This is a genomic window from Azospirillum sp. B4 (assembly GCF_000333275.1).
In the GTDB taxonomy this organism is placed as follows: Bacteria; Pseudomonadota; Alphaproteobacteria; order Azospirillales; family Azospirillaceae; genus Nitrospirillum.
In genome coordinates, this window is the sequence record NZ_BACU01000256.1 from 1 (window position 1) to 16492 (window position 16492).

General features: G+C 68.8%; 13 protein-coding genes and 2 tRNA genes. 10 read left to right on the forward strand and 5 right to left on the reverse strand.

The window, feature by feature from the left end; translation table 11 throughout:
• The coding region (locus I55_RS10740) for a hypothetical protein (protein ID WP_148293671.1) at positions 1-651 on the reverse strand (651 nt) is incomplete at its 3' end.
• 197 nt (positions 652-848) lie between these two features.
• On the reverse strand, positions 849-1352 hold the full coding sequence (locus I55_RS10745; RefSeq protein ID WP_044560547.1) for a hypothetical protein: 504 nt from the start codon (positions 1350-1352) through the stop codon (positions 849-851).
• A gap of 448 nt (positions 1353-1800) precedes the next feature.
• Here I55_RS10745 and I55_RS10750 point away from each other — a divergent pair, with 448 nt between their 5' ends.
• The 3 genes from I55_RS10750 (at position 1801) to I55_RS10760 (ending at position 5502) form a co-directional block, all read left to right on the forward strand.
• Complete coding sequence (locus tag I55_RS10750; RefSeq protein WP_044560548.1) at positions 1801-2652, forward strand: CoxG family protein; 852 nt, start codon at positions 1801-1803, stop codon at positions 2650-2652.
• Between the two features lie 100 nt (positions 2653-2752).
• Entirely contained in the window at positions 2753-3877 is a 1125-nt protein-coding gene (locus I55_RS10755; protein WP_083901010.1) for an XdhC family protein, read from the forward strand.
• A 5-nt stretch (positions 3878-3882) separates the two neighbouring features.
• Positions 3883-5502, forward strand: coding sequence for an NTP transferase domain-containing protein (locus I55_RS10760; protein ID WP_044560549.1), 1620 nt, complete (start codon positions 3883-3885; stop codon positions 5500-5502).
• Positions 5503-5566: 64 nt separating this feature from the next.
• Here the strand turns inward: I55_RS10760 and I55_RS10765 are convergent, their stop codons facing one another.
• Positions 5567-6787, reverse strand: coding sequence for a hypothetical protein (locus I55_RS10765; RefSeq protein ID WP_148293672.1), 1221 nt, complete (start codon positions 6785-6787; stop codon positions 5567-5569).
• A gap of 126 nt (positions 6788-6913) precedes the next feature.
• Here I55_RS10765 and I55_RS10770 point away from each other — a divergent pair.
• The 3 genes from I55_RS10770 (at position 6914) to I55_RS38995 (ending at position 8674) form a co-directional block, all read left to right on the forward strand.
• Positions 6914-6988, forward strand: a tRNA-Val gene (locus tag I55_RS10770).
• Positions 6989-7061: 73 nt separating this feature from the next.
• A tRNA-Val gene (locus I55_RS10775) sits at positions 7062-7136 on the forward strand.
• A 206-nt stretch (positions 7137-7342) separates the two neighbouring features.
• Positions 7343-8674: a methyltransferase domain-containing protein gene (locus tag I55_RS38995; RefSeq protein ID WP_286364297.1), complete on the forward strand. Its 1332-nt coding sequence runs from the start codon at positions 7343-7345 to the stop codon at positions 8672-8674.
• A 2-nt stretch (positions 8675-8676) separates the two neighbouring features.
• Here the strand turns inward: I55_RS38995 and I55_RS10785 are convergent, their stop codons facing one another.
• A complete protein-coding gene (locus I55_RS10785) occupies positions 8677-9486 on the reverse strand; it encodes an SDR family oxidoreductase (protein ID WP_159107161.1) in 810 nt (269 codons plus the stop codon).
• A 189-nt stretch (positions 9487-9675) separates the two neighbouring features.
• On the opposite strand from I55_RS10785, the gene I55_RS10790 reads away from it, so the two are divergent.
• Positions 9676-10662: an ABC transporter substrate-binding protein gene (locus I55_RS10790; RefSeq protein WP_044560551.1), complete on the forward strand. Its 987-nt coding sequence runs from the start codon at positions 9676-9678 to the stop codon at positions 10660-10662.
• Here I55_RS10790 and I55_RS10795 read toward each other — a convergent pair.
• On the reverse strand, positions 10659-12755 hold the full coding sequence (locus tag I55_RS10795) for a bifunctional diguanylate cyclase/phosphodiesterase (protein ID WP_049974014.1): 2097 nt from the start codon (positions 12753-12755) through the stop codon (positions 10659-10661). The genes I55_RS10790 and I55_RS10795 overlap by 4 nt on opposite strands.
• Before the next feature lie 396 nt (positions 12756-13151).
• Here I55_RS10795 and I55_RS10800 point away from each other — a divergent pair, with 396 nt between their 5' ends.
• From I55_RS10800 to I55_RS10810, 3 genes are all read left to right on the forward strand, one after another.
• Positions 13152-15179, forward strand: a complete 2028-nt coding sequence (locus I55_RS10800; RefSeq protein ID WP_044560552.1) for a serine/threonine protein kinase — start codon at positions 13152-13154, stop codon at positions 15177-15179.
• Between the two features lie 14 nt (positions 15180-15193).
• The gene (locus tag I55_RS10805) at positions 15194-15751 is read left to right on the forward strand and encodes a hypothetical protein (RefSeq protein ID WP_044560553.1); all 558 of its coding nucleotides are present in this window, start codon (positions 15194-15196) and stop codon (positions 15749-15751) included.
• A gap of 58 nt (positions 15752-15809) precedes the next feature.
• Positions 15810-16492, forward strand: a 683-nt coding sequence (locus I55_RS10810; protein ID WP_049974015.1) for a glutaminyl-peptide cyclotransferase, incomplete at its 3' end; no start/stop codon positions are given.

Sequence of the window (16492 nt, forward strand, 5' to 3'; positions counted from 1 at the left end):
CGGGGTGTACGGCTGGCCTTGCAGCGCGAACATCAGGATGTTGCGTTCCAGGCCCGCAGCATCGCGCGTCACGTACGAGGCGTCCTTCAGCGCGATCAGGCTGGCGAAGGCCGGGCTTTCATGGCTGATGCGGGCGCCCAGGGTGGTGCCCACGGCTTCCAGTTTGGCGACCAGGCCGTCGGCGGCCGCGTTCCAGGTCTTGAACAGGTCAGCCGGGCGCTGGTCCAGCGGCAGCGTCACCGCCTTGTCGGCGGCGGCGCGTACATCGTTCAGGGCCTGGCGCGCGGCCGTCAGGTCGGCCACGCCGGCCCCGGTGCCGCAGTCCAACTCGGCACATGCCGCCAGCACCTGGTCCATGGCCGGGTTGGACTTGGCCCGCAGCATCGCCACCTCGGCCAGGCCGGCGGGGGTCGCCACCGTCTTTTCCGGAATCATGCGCTTGAACGCGCCGCGCTCAAGCCGGGTGTTCTGCAGGGCGCGGAAAACATCGCCGACCGCATCCCCCATACGGGCCGTCCGGGCCGCCCGGCGATAGTCGGCATAGGCGCGCTCCGTGGCGACGCCGAGCACCACGACCAGGACCGTCAACAGGATGCCGAACACGGCATTCAAAAGGACGGCGATGCGTACCGACTTCAACAGACCTGACACCAGGCTTCTCCCCCACCCCGCCGGCCATGGCGGGTGCCCGGCCGTCCCTACGGGACTACAGAGGTATGTTGGTCGCGACCTGTGCCTTGGAATAGATATACTGATGGATTGATATCGGACGGGCTGTCGCTTCGCGCGACCCCTTTGAACTCCGATGCGCCCCTCCCTCCAATCGGTCGTGCCGACCTGACGGGGTGTCAGACGGTGAGCTCCACGTGGTGGATTTCACCGTTCTGGGCCAGCAGGGCCTGCAGATATGTGGAGATCTTGCGGGCACCGTCGCTGTGCACCGCCAGGCACTGGCGCAGTGCGTCGGCCAAGCGGGCATTCTCCAGCCGTTCGGCATCGCTGAGATGGGCGTGCTGTGGCGCCAACTGGTCGACAACATGGGCCAGTTCCTGGCCAGCCACCGGCGCAGGAATCTTGGTCCCACTGCGCACCAAGCCGCGCAGGTTGTGGCGCAGCCGCTCCTCATGGTCCGGATCCAGGCTGCCGCTGGGGTCGGCCTCATCCACGATGTCATCGAACAGGGAGCGGCCATGCCGCCGCCCCTCCTCCGCCTGATCCGGGTTCTGGCGCCGCCGGCGATCCCGCCGCCGTTCCTCCCGGTCCTGCACCGCGCCCACCTTGTCAACATGCAGCGTCGCAGCCGGCGGCTGCGCGGACGTGAGGTCGGGAACCGGTATGGGCGCGATGATCATGATGGCTACACCGTACAGCGAATCGGGCGCGGCGACAAGAGAACGCCGCTCCCCCACCAATAGACGCTGTTAAATTTGGCGGAAATTGGTCAATAGCCGGCATGGGGATACTGACCTTGGTCAGACATCGCCATCGGATTTGGAATAGTCGCCGGACGCCTTCCTCAGCCAAAGGATCAACATCAATCTATGTCCATTGGGTGCTCCACGCCGTGCCGGATGGCTGGGCAGTAAACGACCGCCATCGTTTTTTGGGAAACATGCGTGGCGTTGGAGGTTTCCTGACAGTCGACCAAGTGAGCCAGCGCCGCCGGACCCCGGGCACCCTCACCGAGACGGGGGCGATAGCCGTTTCCTGTCAGGGGCCTGGCGATAGGCCGGACGGATGCTTGCCGCCAAGGGGCCGGCCCGGTACGGTCGCGGGAAACGGCTTTAAAGGACGTCCAGGATGGACATTACCGGCGAATACTTGATCGCGGCCCCGCAAGACCAGGTGTGGGCCGCGCTGAACGACGCCGACGTGCTGCGCCAGAGTGTGCCGGCGGGGTATGAGGGCGCCATCAGCCTGTCCGACCTGGATCCGCCGAACGCCTGCGTCCTTCACGGCGATGGTCAGCAGGCCCGCGTTCGCCTGGATGACGCCGGCGACGGCCTGACCCGGCTGACCTTCGCCGCCACCATCGATGACGGCGCGGAGGAGGACACGCGCGGCTTCTTCGCCCACCTGGCCGCCCTGCTGGGCACGGCTGGCGCCGCGAACGCCGCGCTGGTGGCCGATGTCGCCCTGGCTGAGCCGGCCGTGGACGCCGCCGCCATCGCCGAGGTGGTGCCCGTTGACCCGCCGGCCGCCGGGGGCAAGCCCAAGCGCACCCGCAAGCCCAAAGCGGCGAAGCCGGCGGAAAATGCCCCGGCCGCGGCGGACGGGCTCGTCCCCGCCGAAGCCATTCCGCTGGTGGAGGTTTCCCCCCTGACGGAGGCCGTGGCCCCGACCCTGATCATGGCGGCGCAGGAAAGCGCCGCCCACGACCAGCGGGAAGAAGCGGCACCCGGCCCGGTCAGCGCCGAGGACGCCGAGGCACAGGCCCGGGCCGTCGAGCACCAGGTGCGGCCGACGGAGGCCGAGGCCCTGGGCTCCGCCGGCATCTCCCTGCCGCCGGAACCGGTGCCGGACGGGGCGCCGGCGCCCGCCGTGGCGCCGTCGGTGGCGGCCGGGCAGCCCGGCCACCCCGGCTTGCGGCCCATGATCTGGATCCCCATCCTGGTTCTCATCCTGCTGTTGCTGATCGTGCTGATCCGCTGAGCGGACCGGAGCGGGCTGGCAATCCGGCGGCCGGTCCCTTATCTGGGTAGGGTCGGGCAGGCACGCTGCCGTCCGCCCGTGCCAATAGCGTCGGGTATCCATGACCATCGATCCTTCCGTCCCGCCTACCGCCCCCGATCGGACCAGCAGCGCCCCAAGCGCGCCGGTCGATGACCTGTCCATCCTGCGCACGGTGGAGGGCTGGCTGGCCCAGGGACAGGTGGCGGCCATCGCCACCGTCATCGCCACCTGGGGCTCTTCCCCCCGGCCGGTGGGCAGCAAGCTGGCGGTGGACGCCACCGGCGCCATGATCGGCTCCGTCTCCGGCGGCTGCGTCGAGGGGGCGGTGGTGGAGGAGGCGTTGCGGGCACTGGAAGATGGGGAACCGCGATTGCTCACCTTCGGCGTCCCGGATGAACGCGCGTGGGAGGTGGGGCTGGCCTGCGGCGGCACCGTGCGCATTTATGTGGCGCCCATGGGACCCGGCCACGGCGCCTCGCGGCGACGTCTGCTGTCGGCCCTGCTGGCGTCGGCCGATGCCAAGCGGCCCGCCGCCCTGGTGACGGATCTCGCCACCGGCCAGCAGACCCTGGTGGACGCCGAGCGGCAGCAGGGGGAAACCGCCCTGCCGGAGGCCATCCGCGCCCAGGTGCTGGACACCCTAGCCCAGGACCGGTCGGCCCTCCTCACCGATGAGGATACCGGCGGGGAATGGTTCGCGCAGGTATGGAACCCGCCCTTGCGTCTGATCCTGGTGGGGGCCGTGCACATCGCCCAAGCGCTCACGCCCATGGCGCGGCTGGCCGGATATGACGTGACGGTGGTGGACCCGCGCGCCGCCTTCGCCAGCGCCGCGCGCTTCCCCGCCGGCGACGGCGTCACGCTGGTGCGGGAATGGCCGGACGACGCCGTGGCGGCCCTGGCGCCCGACCGGCGCACCGCCGTCGTCACCCTGACCCACGACGCCAAGCTGGATGAGCCGGGCCTGCGCGCCGCCCTGGAAAGCGATGCCTTCTTCATCGGCGCCCTGGGCAGCCGCAAGACCCATCAGCGCCGGCTGGAGCGGATGGCGGACTTCGGCCCCACGGCGCTGGAACGCATCCACGGCCCCGTGGGCCTGGACATCGGCGCCCTGACGCCTGCGGAAATCGCCGTGTCCATCCTGGCGCAGGTGACGCTGGCGTTGCGCGGCGCCAAGGCCCAGCGCGCCTGCCAGGGACACTGACCGCCATGCGCTTCGGCCCCCTGCCCGTCGCCGACGCCGAAGGGGCCGTGCTGGCCCACAGCGTGAAGGCGGGCGCCCTGCGCTATCCCAAGGGCCGCCGGCTCAACGCCGCCGATCTGGCCGCCCTCGCCGCCGGCGGTGTGGCCGAGGTGGTGGCCGTCCGGCTGGAGCCGGGCGACGTGGGGGAGGATGCGGCTGCCACCCGCGTGGCGCGGGCGGTCGCCGGGCCCGGCCTGGTCCTAACGCGCGCCACCACCGGCCGCGTGAACCTTATGGCGGCCGGCCCCGGCCTGCTGCTGGCCGACACCGCGCGCCTCAACCGCCTGAACCAGGTGGACGAGGCGGTGACAGTGGCCACGTGCGCGCCTTACGCGCCGTTGGACGGCGGCGCGATGGCCGCGACCATCAAGATCATCCCCTTCGCCATTCCCGAGGAACTAGCTGCACGGGTGGAGGAGGCCATGAAGGGCGACGGGCCGGCGCTGCGCCTGGCACCCTGGCGCGGAATCCGGGCCGGCCTGGTGCAGACCCGCCTGCCCGGCCTGAAGACCGCCACCCTGGACAAGACCGCCAGTGTCACCGCCGCGCGCCTGGGCGCGGTGGGCGGCGGCCTGGTGGCGGAGCGGCGCACCGCCCATGATGCCGCCGCGGTGGCCGGCGCGCTGGAGGAACTGTCGCGGCTGGGCCTGGACCTGCTGCTGGTCATCGGCGCGTCGGCCATCACCGATCGCCGCGACGTCCTGCCCAGCGGCATCGAGCGCATGGGCGGGCGGGTGCTGCACTTCGGCATGCCGGTGGACCCTGGCAACCTGATGCTGCTGGCCCGTTTTGGGGAGGTGCCCATCCTGGGCCTGCCGGGCTGCGCCCGGTCGCCCCGGGTCAACGGTTTCGACTGGATTCTGCAGCGCGTTGCCGCCGGCGTGGCGGTCACGCCGAACGACATCATGGGCATGGGCGTGGGCGGCCTGCTGACCGACATCCCCACCCGGCCCATGCCCCGCGCCCGCAGCCTGTCCCCGGCCGCCGAGGCCGCGCCCGTCGCCACCCTGGTGCTGGCGGCGGGTTCCGCCCGGCGCATGGGGACCAACAAGCTGCTGGCCCCTTATGCCGGCCAGCCGCTGGTGCGCCACGCGGTGGCGGCGGCCCTGACGGCCAACCCGGGCAATGTCACCGTCGTGCTGGGCCACCAGGCAGCCCAGGTGCGGGCGGCGTTGGACGGCCTGGACGTGGGCTTCGTCGAGGCCACCGACCATGCCCAGGGCCTCAGCGCGTCCCTCAAGGCCGGGCTGGCCGGCGTGCCGACGGACTGCGCTGGCGTCCTGGTGTGCCTGGGCGACATGCCCCGGGTGACGGCCGACATCCACCGCCGGCTGCTGGCCCGCTTCGCCATGGGGGGCGGCGCCATCGTCGTGCCGGTTTCGGACGGGCGGCGCGGCAACCCGGTGCTGTGGCCGACCGACCTTCTGCCGGCGATGCGATCCATCACCGGCGACCAGGGCGCCCGGAGTCTGCTGGCCACCCATGCCGGCCGGGTGGTTGAGGTTCCGGCGGACGACGGCGTGCATCTGGACGTGGACACGCCGGACGCCCTGGCGGCCCTGCGCGCGCTGGAGCCGGTGGCATGAGGGCACGGGATTTCAGATCGCGCCGCCGTGGGCCGCGACCGAAGCCGCCGCAGGACTGAATACGCTAATTCAGCCGCCAGCCGATGCGGAAGCTCTGGCGGAAGGGGTCGGCGTGCGCCATGGCTGTCGCCAGGATGGTCAGCCTGTTCAGCCGCTGCCGCAGCATGTCCTGTCCCGGCTGCCCCATGATCCGCAGCCATTCGGCGGCCTTGGTCGCGTCCACCTCGTTGCAGGACAGGGCGTGCAGGATGGCTCCGTCCGGCCCCATCATGTCCTCCAGCGGCATGCGGTAGATCAGCCCGGCGCACAACAGGCGCAGCCGCTCATACTCCTCCCCCGTCAGCGTGCCGTTGCCGGCGCGCTGCGACACCTGGGTGGCCAGGAAGGCGTCCACGGCCAGGATGCGCTGCGCCCAAGGGGCGTGCAGCAGGGCCTCACGGGCGGCCGGGTCCATGGGGTCCAGCAGGTCCGACAGTTGCTGATCCACGGCCAGGGGGGCCTCGGCATAGTGGGAGAAGTCCAGCTTTCCCGTCAGGTCGGCCGGCAGGCTCTCCGTGGCATAGCGCTTCCACGCGGCGGCCTTGCGGGCATGCACCATGGGCAGGTCGGTCAGCTTCTCGAAGGGCAAATCCTCCTGCCCCTCCCGGAGCAGGGTGATGCGCAAGGGGGACGGCTTAACCGGGATCATGGCCACCCGGTCCAGGTATTGGCGCAGGACGATTTCGGGCTGGAAGACGGAACGGGTGTGGCTCTCCATGCCGCGTGGCAGCCAGGTGCTGAAGGCGCCGTAGAGGCGCATGAAGGCCGGCCGGCCAAAGGCGAACTGGTCATTGTAGCCTTCTGGCGGCGTCCAGCTGTCCGGCGTGATCAGCCCCGGGGTGCGGAACCAGTCATCGGGCAGCGCCTGGTCGAAGCGGCTGTCATAGCGCACGCGCGCGATGGCGTCGAAAGGGGCGGCGCGCCCGTCCGGCCCCTTGTGGCCCAACGCCAGGTTCAGGCTGAGTTGGACCGCATGGAACATGTCGAAGATGGAAAAGGGCGGGCGATAGTTCCACCGCTCCGCCATGCGGCGCTTCTCGTCGGCGAAGGCCGGGCGCGCCGTCACCAGGTGGGCGGCCGGGCGATAGGCCGCCAGCATCTCCGCCAGTTCCGCGTCATCCACCTCGTCCCACACATGCAGGAAGGTGGTGACCTCGTGCCCCGCCAAGAAACGGTGCAGGCTGTCGACGCAGTGACGCCAGGTTCGCGGCTGGCCGCTCAGGCACAAGGCGACGCGCATACTCACCCCTTCTTCCAGACCATCGAAGGCCAACCACCAAAAAGCCGGCCCCAGAATGGATTTATCATCCCGCCCGAACAAGCATATTGACACCGGCGGCCCGCCCCTCTACAAACCGCCCCCACGACGGATGGGCGCGTAGCTCAGCGGGAGAGCATCGCCTTCACACGGCGGGGGTCGTAGGTTCAATCCCTACCGCGCCCACCATCCGTTGAAACCAACGTGATCAATATCTTAGATCATGTTGCCGCCAGCATAGGCTGGCATTGCCCGGACGGATGGGCGCGTAGCTCAGCGGGAGAGCATCGCCTTCACACGGCGGGGGTCGTAGGTTCAATCCCTACCGCGCCCACCATCCGTTCCCAACTTTCCATTTCCCTGTCGCGACCGCTTCGCCCCTCCGGTGGGGAGACCTCGGGCATTTGCCTGGCCTGCGACCTCCCTTCGGATTGACAATCGTCTAACTGCTACCGTATGTCCGCCCTGCGGTGACGGAGCAAGTATCAGATGCTTTATACGCGCGACCTGCTTGCGGATTTTCTTCAAGAATCGGGTTCCCAAGTGGGTGGGCACACCTATGGGCATCCACTTGTCCGCTGGTGGGGGGAAAGGGCGCGGCTAAGCATAGGCCGTTACTGCTCCATTGCCGACGGCGTCACCATTTTCCTGGGCGGCAACCATCGCCCGGACTGGGTCACCACCTATCCCTTCAATTCCCTGCAGGGCTGGGATACCGCCGCCGGGCTTGATGGACACCCGGCGACCAGAGGGGACGTGACGATCGGCAACGATGTTTGGCTGGGGGATGGCTGTGTCATCCTGTCCGGCGTCACCATCGGCGATGGCGCGGTGGTGGGCGCGCGGGCGATGGTGACCCGGGACGTTCCCCCCTATGCCGTTGTCGCCGGCAATCCCGCACGGGTGATCAACACCCGTTTCGATCCGCCGATCGTGGCGCAGTTGTTGCGGGTCGCCTGGTGGAACTGGCCCGATGAAACGGTGTATCGACTGGTTCCCCGCCTCATGAGCGGGGATATCCCCGGTTTCCTGGCGGCCGCCGCGTTGGCTGTCCCGCCTGATTATCACACCGGTTCGTCATCACCCGCGACCTGCCTGGAGCCTCCGGCCATGCCCCTGTCCCTTGAAATGCCCGCGACCACTCTTCAAGCTGTCAAGGACAGGGTCTGGTTCTACGAATTCGACCTGCCGGACGGAACCAGGACGCGCACGAACATTCCCGCCGAGGTGCTGCCCATTCACACCACCCGGCTGGACAAGCTGCGTCAAGTCATCCGCGACCATGTCGGCACGCCGGCGCAGCTGACGGCCATCGATCTGGCATCACACGAGGGCTATTACTCGGTAGAACTGGGCAAGCATTTCCAAAGCGTCCTGGGCATCGAGTTCAAAGAGGAGAGCATCGCCGCCGCACGGTCGATGGTGGAGGTGCTGTCCGTCAACAATGTCCACTATCAGCAGGCCGACCTGCAGAAGGCCCAGCCGGAGGACATGCCCGTCGCGGATTTCATCCTGCTGTATGGCCTGATGTACCATCTGGAAAACCCTGTCCATGTCCTGCGGGTGGCCTCGGCCATGTGCCGCAAGCACATGCTGATCGAAACCCAGGTCATGCCGTATGACATCGGCGGCAAGATGGAAGACGGTCACTATCGCTGGCAGCGGGATATCCACGGCATCTTTGGCGTCGCCGCCGACTATTCGACCGGACGGGAGGGCGGCTCGACCGACATCGCCCTGGTTCCATCGGTGAATACCCTGCTCTTCCTATTGCGGGCCTTCGGCTTCAGCAAAATCCAGGTGCTGGAGGCCGGCCCAGAGGACTATGAACAGTTCCAGCGCGGTTCCAGGGTCATCGTCTACGCCGAGAAATAGGTTCAGGCCAGGCCCACGTCCCGGTCCAGCGTCAGGAAATGCAGGCCGCAATCCACCGCGATATCCTGGTCGGTGATGGTGTCGTGGTTCAACAGGAACACCACGGCGTCAGCCACCTGCCGCGGGTCTGGATCGCGGTCCAGCGGGTTGCGGCGGCTCAGGCGCCGGAACTCCGCCTCATCCTGCCCCGGCGCAGGCAGCACGTAGCCAGGGGACACGGTGTTGACCCGCACCAGCGGGGCCAAGGCGCGGGCCAGCACACGCGAGGCGCCGGCCAGGGCGTACTTGGACAGGGTGTAGGACAGATGGTCCGGGTTGGGATTGGCCAGCTTGAAATCCAGGATATTCACCACCGCCCCGCGCTGTGCCGGCGCCAGCCCCTGGTGCAGGGCGCGGGTCAGCAGCACGGGCGCCAGGGTGTTGACCGTCTGGTGGGCCTGAAAACCCGCCGCCGTCAGGCTGGCGGCGTCATCCCAGTCGAAAAGGGAAGCGGAGTTGACAAGCCCCTCCAACGGCTGACCGGCCGCGGCGGCAGCCCGGGCCAGCAGCGTTTCCACCTGGGCGGGATCGGCGAGGTCCGCCTGCACCGTGATCACCTGGCGACCCAGCCCGCGAATCTCCTCCGCTGTCGCCACGGCCGCCTCCACCGACGCATGGTAGTGCAGGACCACGTCCCAGCCGCTTCCTGCGGCCGTCAGCGCGATCAGGCGGCCCAGGCGCTTGCCCCCACCCGTCACCAGCAGCCAGCGGCGCTCCCCCGCCAGGGCGGCGACCGACAAGGGACGGGAATGGTTGGGCGACGACTGGGGCAAGGCGGGGCTTTCCACGGGATCACGAACGGCGGTTTCCTTGAGTCTTACAGACGCCCCCTCCCCACCCGCAAGGCGCAAATCCGGATTGGCGCGCGCCATCGGCCAGCCGGTGCTTCCGTCGCCCTGGTACACTCGCTATGCTCCGCCGCATGACGCGCTAACCAGTTCCATGGAATGGGGAAACACCCGATGCCTGTCCGTCCCGTCCGCCGCGCCCTCCTGCAGGCCGGCCTGGCGTTGGCCACCCTGACGGCCTTGCCCGCCTTGAGCCAGCCGGCCCGCGCGGCGGAGAAGCTGGTGTTCATGCTGGACTGGCAGGCGGAGGCCGAGCATGGCGGCTATTTCCAGGCGGTGGCCGAGGGCCTGTACCAGAAGGCTGGCCTGGACGTGACCATAGTGCCCGGCGGCCCGGGGATGAGCGCACAGCAGATGCTGGCCGCGGGCAAGATCGATGGCACCATCGGTTCCAACGCCTTCTACGTGCTGAACCTGGTGGAGGCGGGCGCCAAGGTGAAGGCGGTGGCGTCCATGTTCCAGAAGGACCCCACCATCCTGATGGCTCACGCCCAGAACACCAACAGCCTGGCGGATCTGAAGGGCCGCCCCATCTTCCTGGGCGACCCCAGCATCAACACCCTGTGGCGCTGGCTGAAAAGCAAATACCCCTTCCAGGACAGCCAGATCCGCCGCTACGCCGGCAACATCGCCCCCTTCCTCACCACCCCGTCCGCCGGCGTGCAGGGCTATGTGACCAGCGAGCCCTACACGGCCAGGAAGACCGGCGCCGACGTGAGGGTCTTTCTGCTGGCCGACCTGGGCTATGACGGCTACAGCGGGCTGGTGATGTTCAACCAGGCCTACATCGACCAGCACCCGGCGGCGGTGAAGGCCTTCGTCGCCGCCACGGCGGAAGGCTGGCGCCACTATCTGCACGGCGACGCCGCCGCGGCGGACGCCCTGATCCGCAAGGCCAACCCCGACATGGACGTCGAGACGCTGGCTTATGCCCGCACGAGCCTGGTGGACAACGGCATCGTGGAGGGCACGCCCGCCGCTTCCGACAGCGTCGGCCGCATGACCGCCGCCCGCTGGGACAGCTTCACCAACGAGATGAAGCGCCTGGGCATCTACAAGGCGACGACGGACTGGAAGGCCGGCGTGGACCTGGGCAACTAGGCGCTCACCGTCGCTGGCTCCAGCAGCGCCATCAACTGCGCCTCCGGCATGGGGCGGCCCAACAGGTAGCCCTGGATGATGTCGCAGCCCAGTTCGCGCAGGCAGTTCAACTGCGCCTCGGTCTCGATGCCTTCCGCGATGGTCTCCAGCCCCAGGTGGTGGGCCATGGCGATGACGGCGGCCACGATCTGGCGGCTGGCGTCGTCGTCGGGCAGGCCGTCGACGAAGGACTTGTCGATCTTCACATAGGCGGCGGCGAATTTGCGCAGATAAGCCAGCGAAGAATAGCCGGTGCCGAAATCGTCGATGGCGAAGCGGAAACCGCTGGCGCGCAGTTCATGCACGGCCTGCAGGTTGCCCTCGGCATCGCCCATCAGCGCGCTTTCCGTGATCTCCAGCGCGATGTCGGCGGGGTTGCACCCCTCCTCCACCAGGATCTGCAGCAGGCGGTCGCCGCAGCCCTTGTCGCGCAGTTGCACGGCCGACAGATTGACCGCCATCTTGAAGCCCGTGATCCCGCGTTCCCGCACCTTGCGCGCGGTGCGGCAAGCGGTGCGGAACACCCAGTCGCCCAAGGGCACGATCAGGCCCGTTTCCTCCGCCACCGGGATGAAGCGGGCCGGGGAGACGGGGCTCAAATCCTCCGGATGGTTCCAGCGCACCAGCGCCTCGGCCCCCATCATGGTACCGGTGGTGCCGGTGGCGGCGGGGCGGTATTGCGGCTGGTAGGCCAGGGTGAAGCCCTCCACCACGCCATCGCCGCCCAGCGAGACGCGCAGCCCCTCCTCGATCCAGGTGCGGTCGCGCACCCGGTCCCCGATCTCCGGCGTGAAGAAGTGGTAGCGATCGCGACCGGCGTGCTTGGCGGCATACAACGCCACGTCGGCGTGGCGCAGCAACGTCTCCCAGGTGTCGCCGTCACCGGGCGCCACGGCCACGCCCACGGAGCAGGCCAGGCGCACCTCCCCCACCGCGCCGTTGCCCCCTTCCAGCATCAGGGGTTGCTGGAAGGCGGCCACCAGGCGCCCGGCGACCTGCGCCACCATGGCCCGGGCGCCGTCCCGCCCGTCGGCCCCGCCCAGCGAGGCGCCGCTGAGGACGACGGCGAATTCGTCCCCACCCAGGCGCGCGACGGTGTCGCCCGGGCGCACGGTGCGGCGGATGCGTTCCCCCGCCGCGATGATGGCGGCATCGCCCACGGGATGGCCGCGGGTGTCGTTCAGCAGTTTGAAATGGTCCAGATCCAACAATAGCAGGGCCATCGCCTCGCCCGTGCGCCGGCTGGCGGACAGGGCCAGGCGCACGCGGCCGATCAGCAGGGCGCGGTTGGCGAGCCCGGTCAGCGGATCGTGGAACGCCAGGTGGCGGGTGCGCTCCTCCGCCTCCTTCTTGGCGGTCAGGTCGCTGAAGACGGCAATGTGGTGGGAAATAGCCCCGTCCTCATCCCGCAACAGGGTGATGCGCAGCCATTCCGGATAGACGGTCCCATCCTTGCGCCGGTTCCAGATCTCACCGGTCCAACTGCCTTCATCGCGCAGGGCCCGCCACATGACGCGGTAGTATTCCGGCCCCTGGCGGCCGGAGTTCAGCAGCCGCGGGTCCTTGCCCAGCACCTCCTCGGGCGCGTAGCCGGAAATGTCGGTGAAGGCGCGGTTGACCAGGACGATGTGGTTGTCGGCGTCGGTGACCATGATGCCGTCGATGCTGTGCTCAATCACGCGCGCGGCCACCCGCAGGTCGCGGTTGGCCGCGGCCAGCACGGCCGCCTGCTCCTCCGCCAGCATGCGCGCCTGTTCCAGTTCCCGCGTGCGCTGCCGCACCAGGCTGCGCATGATCTCATGCCGGCGCACCCGGCCGTGCACCAGGGCCGCCAGCGTCAGGCCGGCGACCATGCCCAGGGCGCCCAGGGCCACCACCATGGGCATTCCCATACCGTTTTCCCGCCCCAGGCCGGCGGCGAAGAGGCCGGTGAACGACAGGCCCGCCAGCCCCACCACCAGCAGCAAGGGCGTCCAGCGACGCTCCGCCGGGATGGAGGCCGGGCCCGGCAGGGCTGGCGCATCGCCGGAAGAGGCATCACCAGGTAACAGCATCGGAAATACGCCCCATCGAAAAAAGTGAAGCCAAGGGTAATTGCGCAACCCTCGAAGCAAATATCAATGCCACCTTCCGCCCGCGCAACAATGTTTGCCAGTCAACGATTCGGTATAGCCAACGATGTTGCGGCCGGACGGTATGCGTCAGGCATCATGCGTCAGCCACCGGGCGTCCGGATTGATCCACCGCAATCGGCCGCCGTTGGGCGCACATAGCTGACTGGCCCGGGAAGGCCATCCCTGCCTAGGACCAGGCGGCGGTGTGGTCAATAGGCTTGATCCGATTGCCTATTCCGGCCGGCCGTCTTGTTCGCGCCCCCCCGCATCGGGCATGATCGCCAGCATGGGGTCCCCGCGCGCGGGACCGGTTGGGGCGACCCGGGTGGGGTTTCGATGGCGGCGGCAGACAGAGAGTTCCCGGTTCCCGACCTGGGCCCCGTGGATCTGGGCGGGCGGGCGGAAATCCAGCCCAGCGCGCCTTTGCCCGCCTTCGACATGCCGGGCGGCCGGTCCTATCTCTGCCACCGCACGCGCGAAAAGAAGACGGAGTTGTTTGCCGTCGTTTGCGACCGGCCGGTGCCCCCGCGCATCGAGGCCATGAGCAGCTTTCGCGCCATCGACAACAACAATCTGCTGCACCTCATGGACTGGGGCGTGGTCGACTGGACGCCGGAGCATCGGCGCCGCTTCGTCTGCGTGTTCGAGCGCCCGTCCGGCCGCCGCATCATGGAACGGCTGGACGATGTCATCGAGGGTATCGCCGACGACGCCCTGGTGCGCGTGGTGCTGCCGCAACTGGCCGGCGTGCTGCGCGACATCGCCCAGCGCAGCCTCAGCTGCGGCGCCCTGAACCCCACCAACCTGTTCATCCGCGAATCCGCCGCCGCCGCCGTGGTGCTGGGCGATTGCGTCAGCCTGCCGCCCGGCTATGCCCAGCCGCTGGTGTTCGAGCCGCTGGACCGGGCGCTGGCTGACCGCGCCGGCCGGGGCAATGGCACCATCGCCGACGACCTCTACGCCCTGGGGGTCACCTTGCTGACCCTTTACCTGGGCAGGTTGCCGGGCCGGGGAATGGATGAGCAGACGCTGCTGCAGACCCGCATGGACAAGGGCAGCTATACGGCGCTGACCTCCGGCATGCGCATCCCGCAGTCGCTGGTGGAGCCGCTGCGCGGCCTGATCACCGACGACGCCCGCCAGCGCTGGACCCTGAACGATCTCGACATGTGGATGCAGGGCCGCCGCCTCAGCCCCAAGCAGGCCCAGCTGCCGAAACGCGCCCCGCGGCCCATGGAGTTCCAGGGCAAGGAGATTTGGCACGTGCGCGGTGCCGCCTGGGCCTTTTCCAAGGCGCCCGTCGCCGCCGCCCAGGTGATCGAGCGGGGGGAGTTGGACCGCTGGCTGCGCCGTTCCCTGAATGATGAGCCCCGGGCCGACGCGGTGATGAACGCGGTGCGTAGCGCCACCTCCGGCGGCCGCGCCTCCAACGTGGAGGAACGGCTGGTGGCCCGTGTCTGCACCGCCCTCGATCCGCCTGGGCCCCTGCGCTACAAGAGCCGCGCCATCATGCCCGACGGCTTCGGCACCGCGCTGGCGGAAGCCATGGCCACCGGCGAGGGCGGGCAGGCCCTGGCCGAGATGATCGTGGGACAGTTGCCCGCCTTCTGGATCAGCGTACAGACGGAATACAAGGCGGAGCAGGTGCTGATGATCCAGCAGTTCGACGCCGTGCGCGCCGTTCTGGAGAACACCAGCCCCGGATTCGGCATAGAGCGCGCGCTCTACGGCTTGAACCAGGCCGCCCCCTGCCTGGGGCCGGCGGTGGCCGATCACTATCCCCTGACGTTGGGTGACCTGATGGCGGCGCTGGACGCGGCCGGCCCCGGCGCCACTTCCGGCCGCGATCCCATGGATCGGCATGTCGCCGCCTTCATCGCCGCCCGCAATCCAAAGCTGAACGAGCGCCTGCTGGCAACGCTGGCGGCGGAGACGGCGCGTCGGCCGGTTGGCGTGCTGGCAATCCTGGCCGATACCCAGCGCCGGGCCGGGCCGCCCAAGGTGCCGGGCCTGGCCCAGTGGATGACCAGCATCCTGGACCCATCGTTCAAGCGCTTCCGCAACCTGCGCAAGCGGGAGGAGGTGCGCTCGGCGGCGCAGAAGGCGGCGCGCGAAGGTGTGCTGGACGCCCTGCTGAGCATTGTCGACGATCCGAAGGCGTTGACCCAGGATCACCATGGCTTCCAGGACGCCATCCGCAAGCATGAGAGTCTGACGGCCCGCATCAACAAGATCGAAGAGGCGCTGGGCGACCGCAGCGAGGTCGCGGCCTCCCGCGGGAAGCGCGTCGCCGCCATGGTGGCCAGCGGCATCTCCCTGGCGGGCCTGGCCCTGATCGTTACCTTGATGGCAGGCGTGAAGTGAGCCAGGGTGGTGTCATGAACAGCGCCTCCTCCCCCCCCCGACGCCGCAGCTATGGCGGCCTGTTGGCCGCCGCCGTGCTGCTGTTGCCCTTGGGCGCGCTGGTCATGCCGACGTCGGTGCTGACGGTCATCGGCATGGTTCCGACCATTGTCGCCTGGATCGTCGACCGCGATCCGGACAAGCCGGCGGCCGTGACCGTGGGCGCCCTGAACATCTGTGGCGTCATGCCCTTCTGCATCCAGCTCTGGCAGCACGGGCATACCATGGACTACGCATCCAGCCTGCTGGTGCAGCCTGTCACCTGGCTGGTCATGTATTCCGCCGCCGGCGTGGGTTGGCTGCTGTACTTTGGCATTCCCCCCCTGGTGGCCGGCTGGTCCGTCGCCCGTGACCAGGCCCGCATCCGCGAACTGGATGAGGAGCGCCAGGCCCTGGTGGAGGAATGGGGCGTCGAGGTCAACGGCCAGGGCCTGAAGCCCGAAACCCAGGGCGAAGGTGACACGCCGTCGTCGGCGGACCCGCCCGACCCGCTGGCCGAGGCGACGGCGCCCAACCATGCGGCGGAGTCGTGACCGCCGGCCCGTATCAAGACGTGCCCCTTCCCTATTCTTCCCGCGTGAGCCCCACCCCATGCCCTTCGCCCGCCTAGGCGCCCTGATTCTCGCCTTCGTCCTGTCGTCGCTGCCCGTTCATGCCCAGCAGGTCGATGCCCAGCAGACGCCGCGAAAATATGGGGTGGAGGTCGTCCACACCTATCCGCACGACAGCCAGGCCTTCACGGAAGGCCTCTTCTACCTGGACGGCTTCCTATACGAGAGCACGGGCCTGGAACGGCACTCCACAGTGCGCAAGGTGGATCTCGCCACGGGCAAGGTGGTGCAAAGCCGGGAGTTGCCACCGCAGTATTTTGGCGAGGGCATCGTCAACTGGAAAGACCGGCTGGTGCAGCTGACCTATAGGACCGAGATTGGCTTCGTCTATGGCCTGGGCGACTTCCAGCCGCGCAAGGACTTCCGCTACAAAGGCGAAGGCTGGGCCCTGACCCAGGATGGCCGGCGCCTGATCATGAGTGACGGCACGCCCGAGTTGCGCTTCCTGGACCCGGAAACCCTGGCCGAAACGGGCCGCGTCACCGTCACCGACAACGGCTATCCCATCCAGAACCTGAATGAGCTGGAATTCGTGAAGGGTGAGGTCCTGGCCAACATCTGGCAGACCAACCTGATCGCCCGCATCAACCCCGCCACCGGCGCCGTCACCGGCTGGATGGACCTGACGCCCCTGGCCGCCCTGTCCGGCCGGGTGGAGAACGT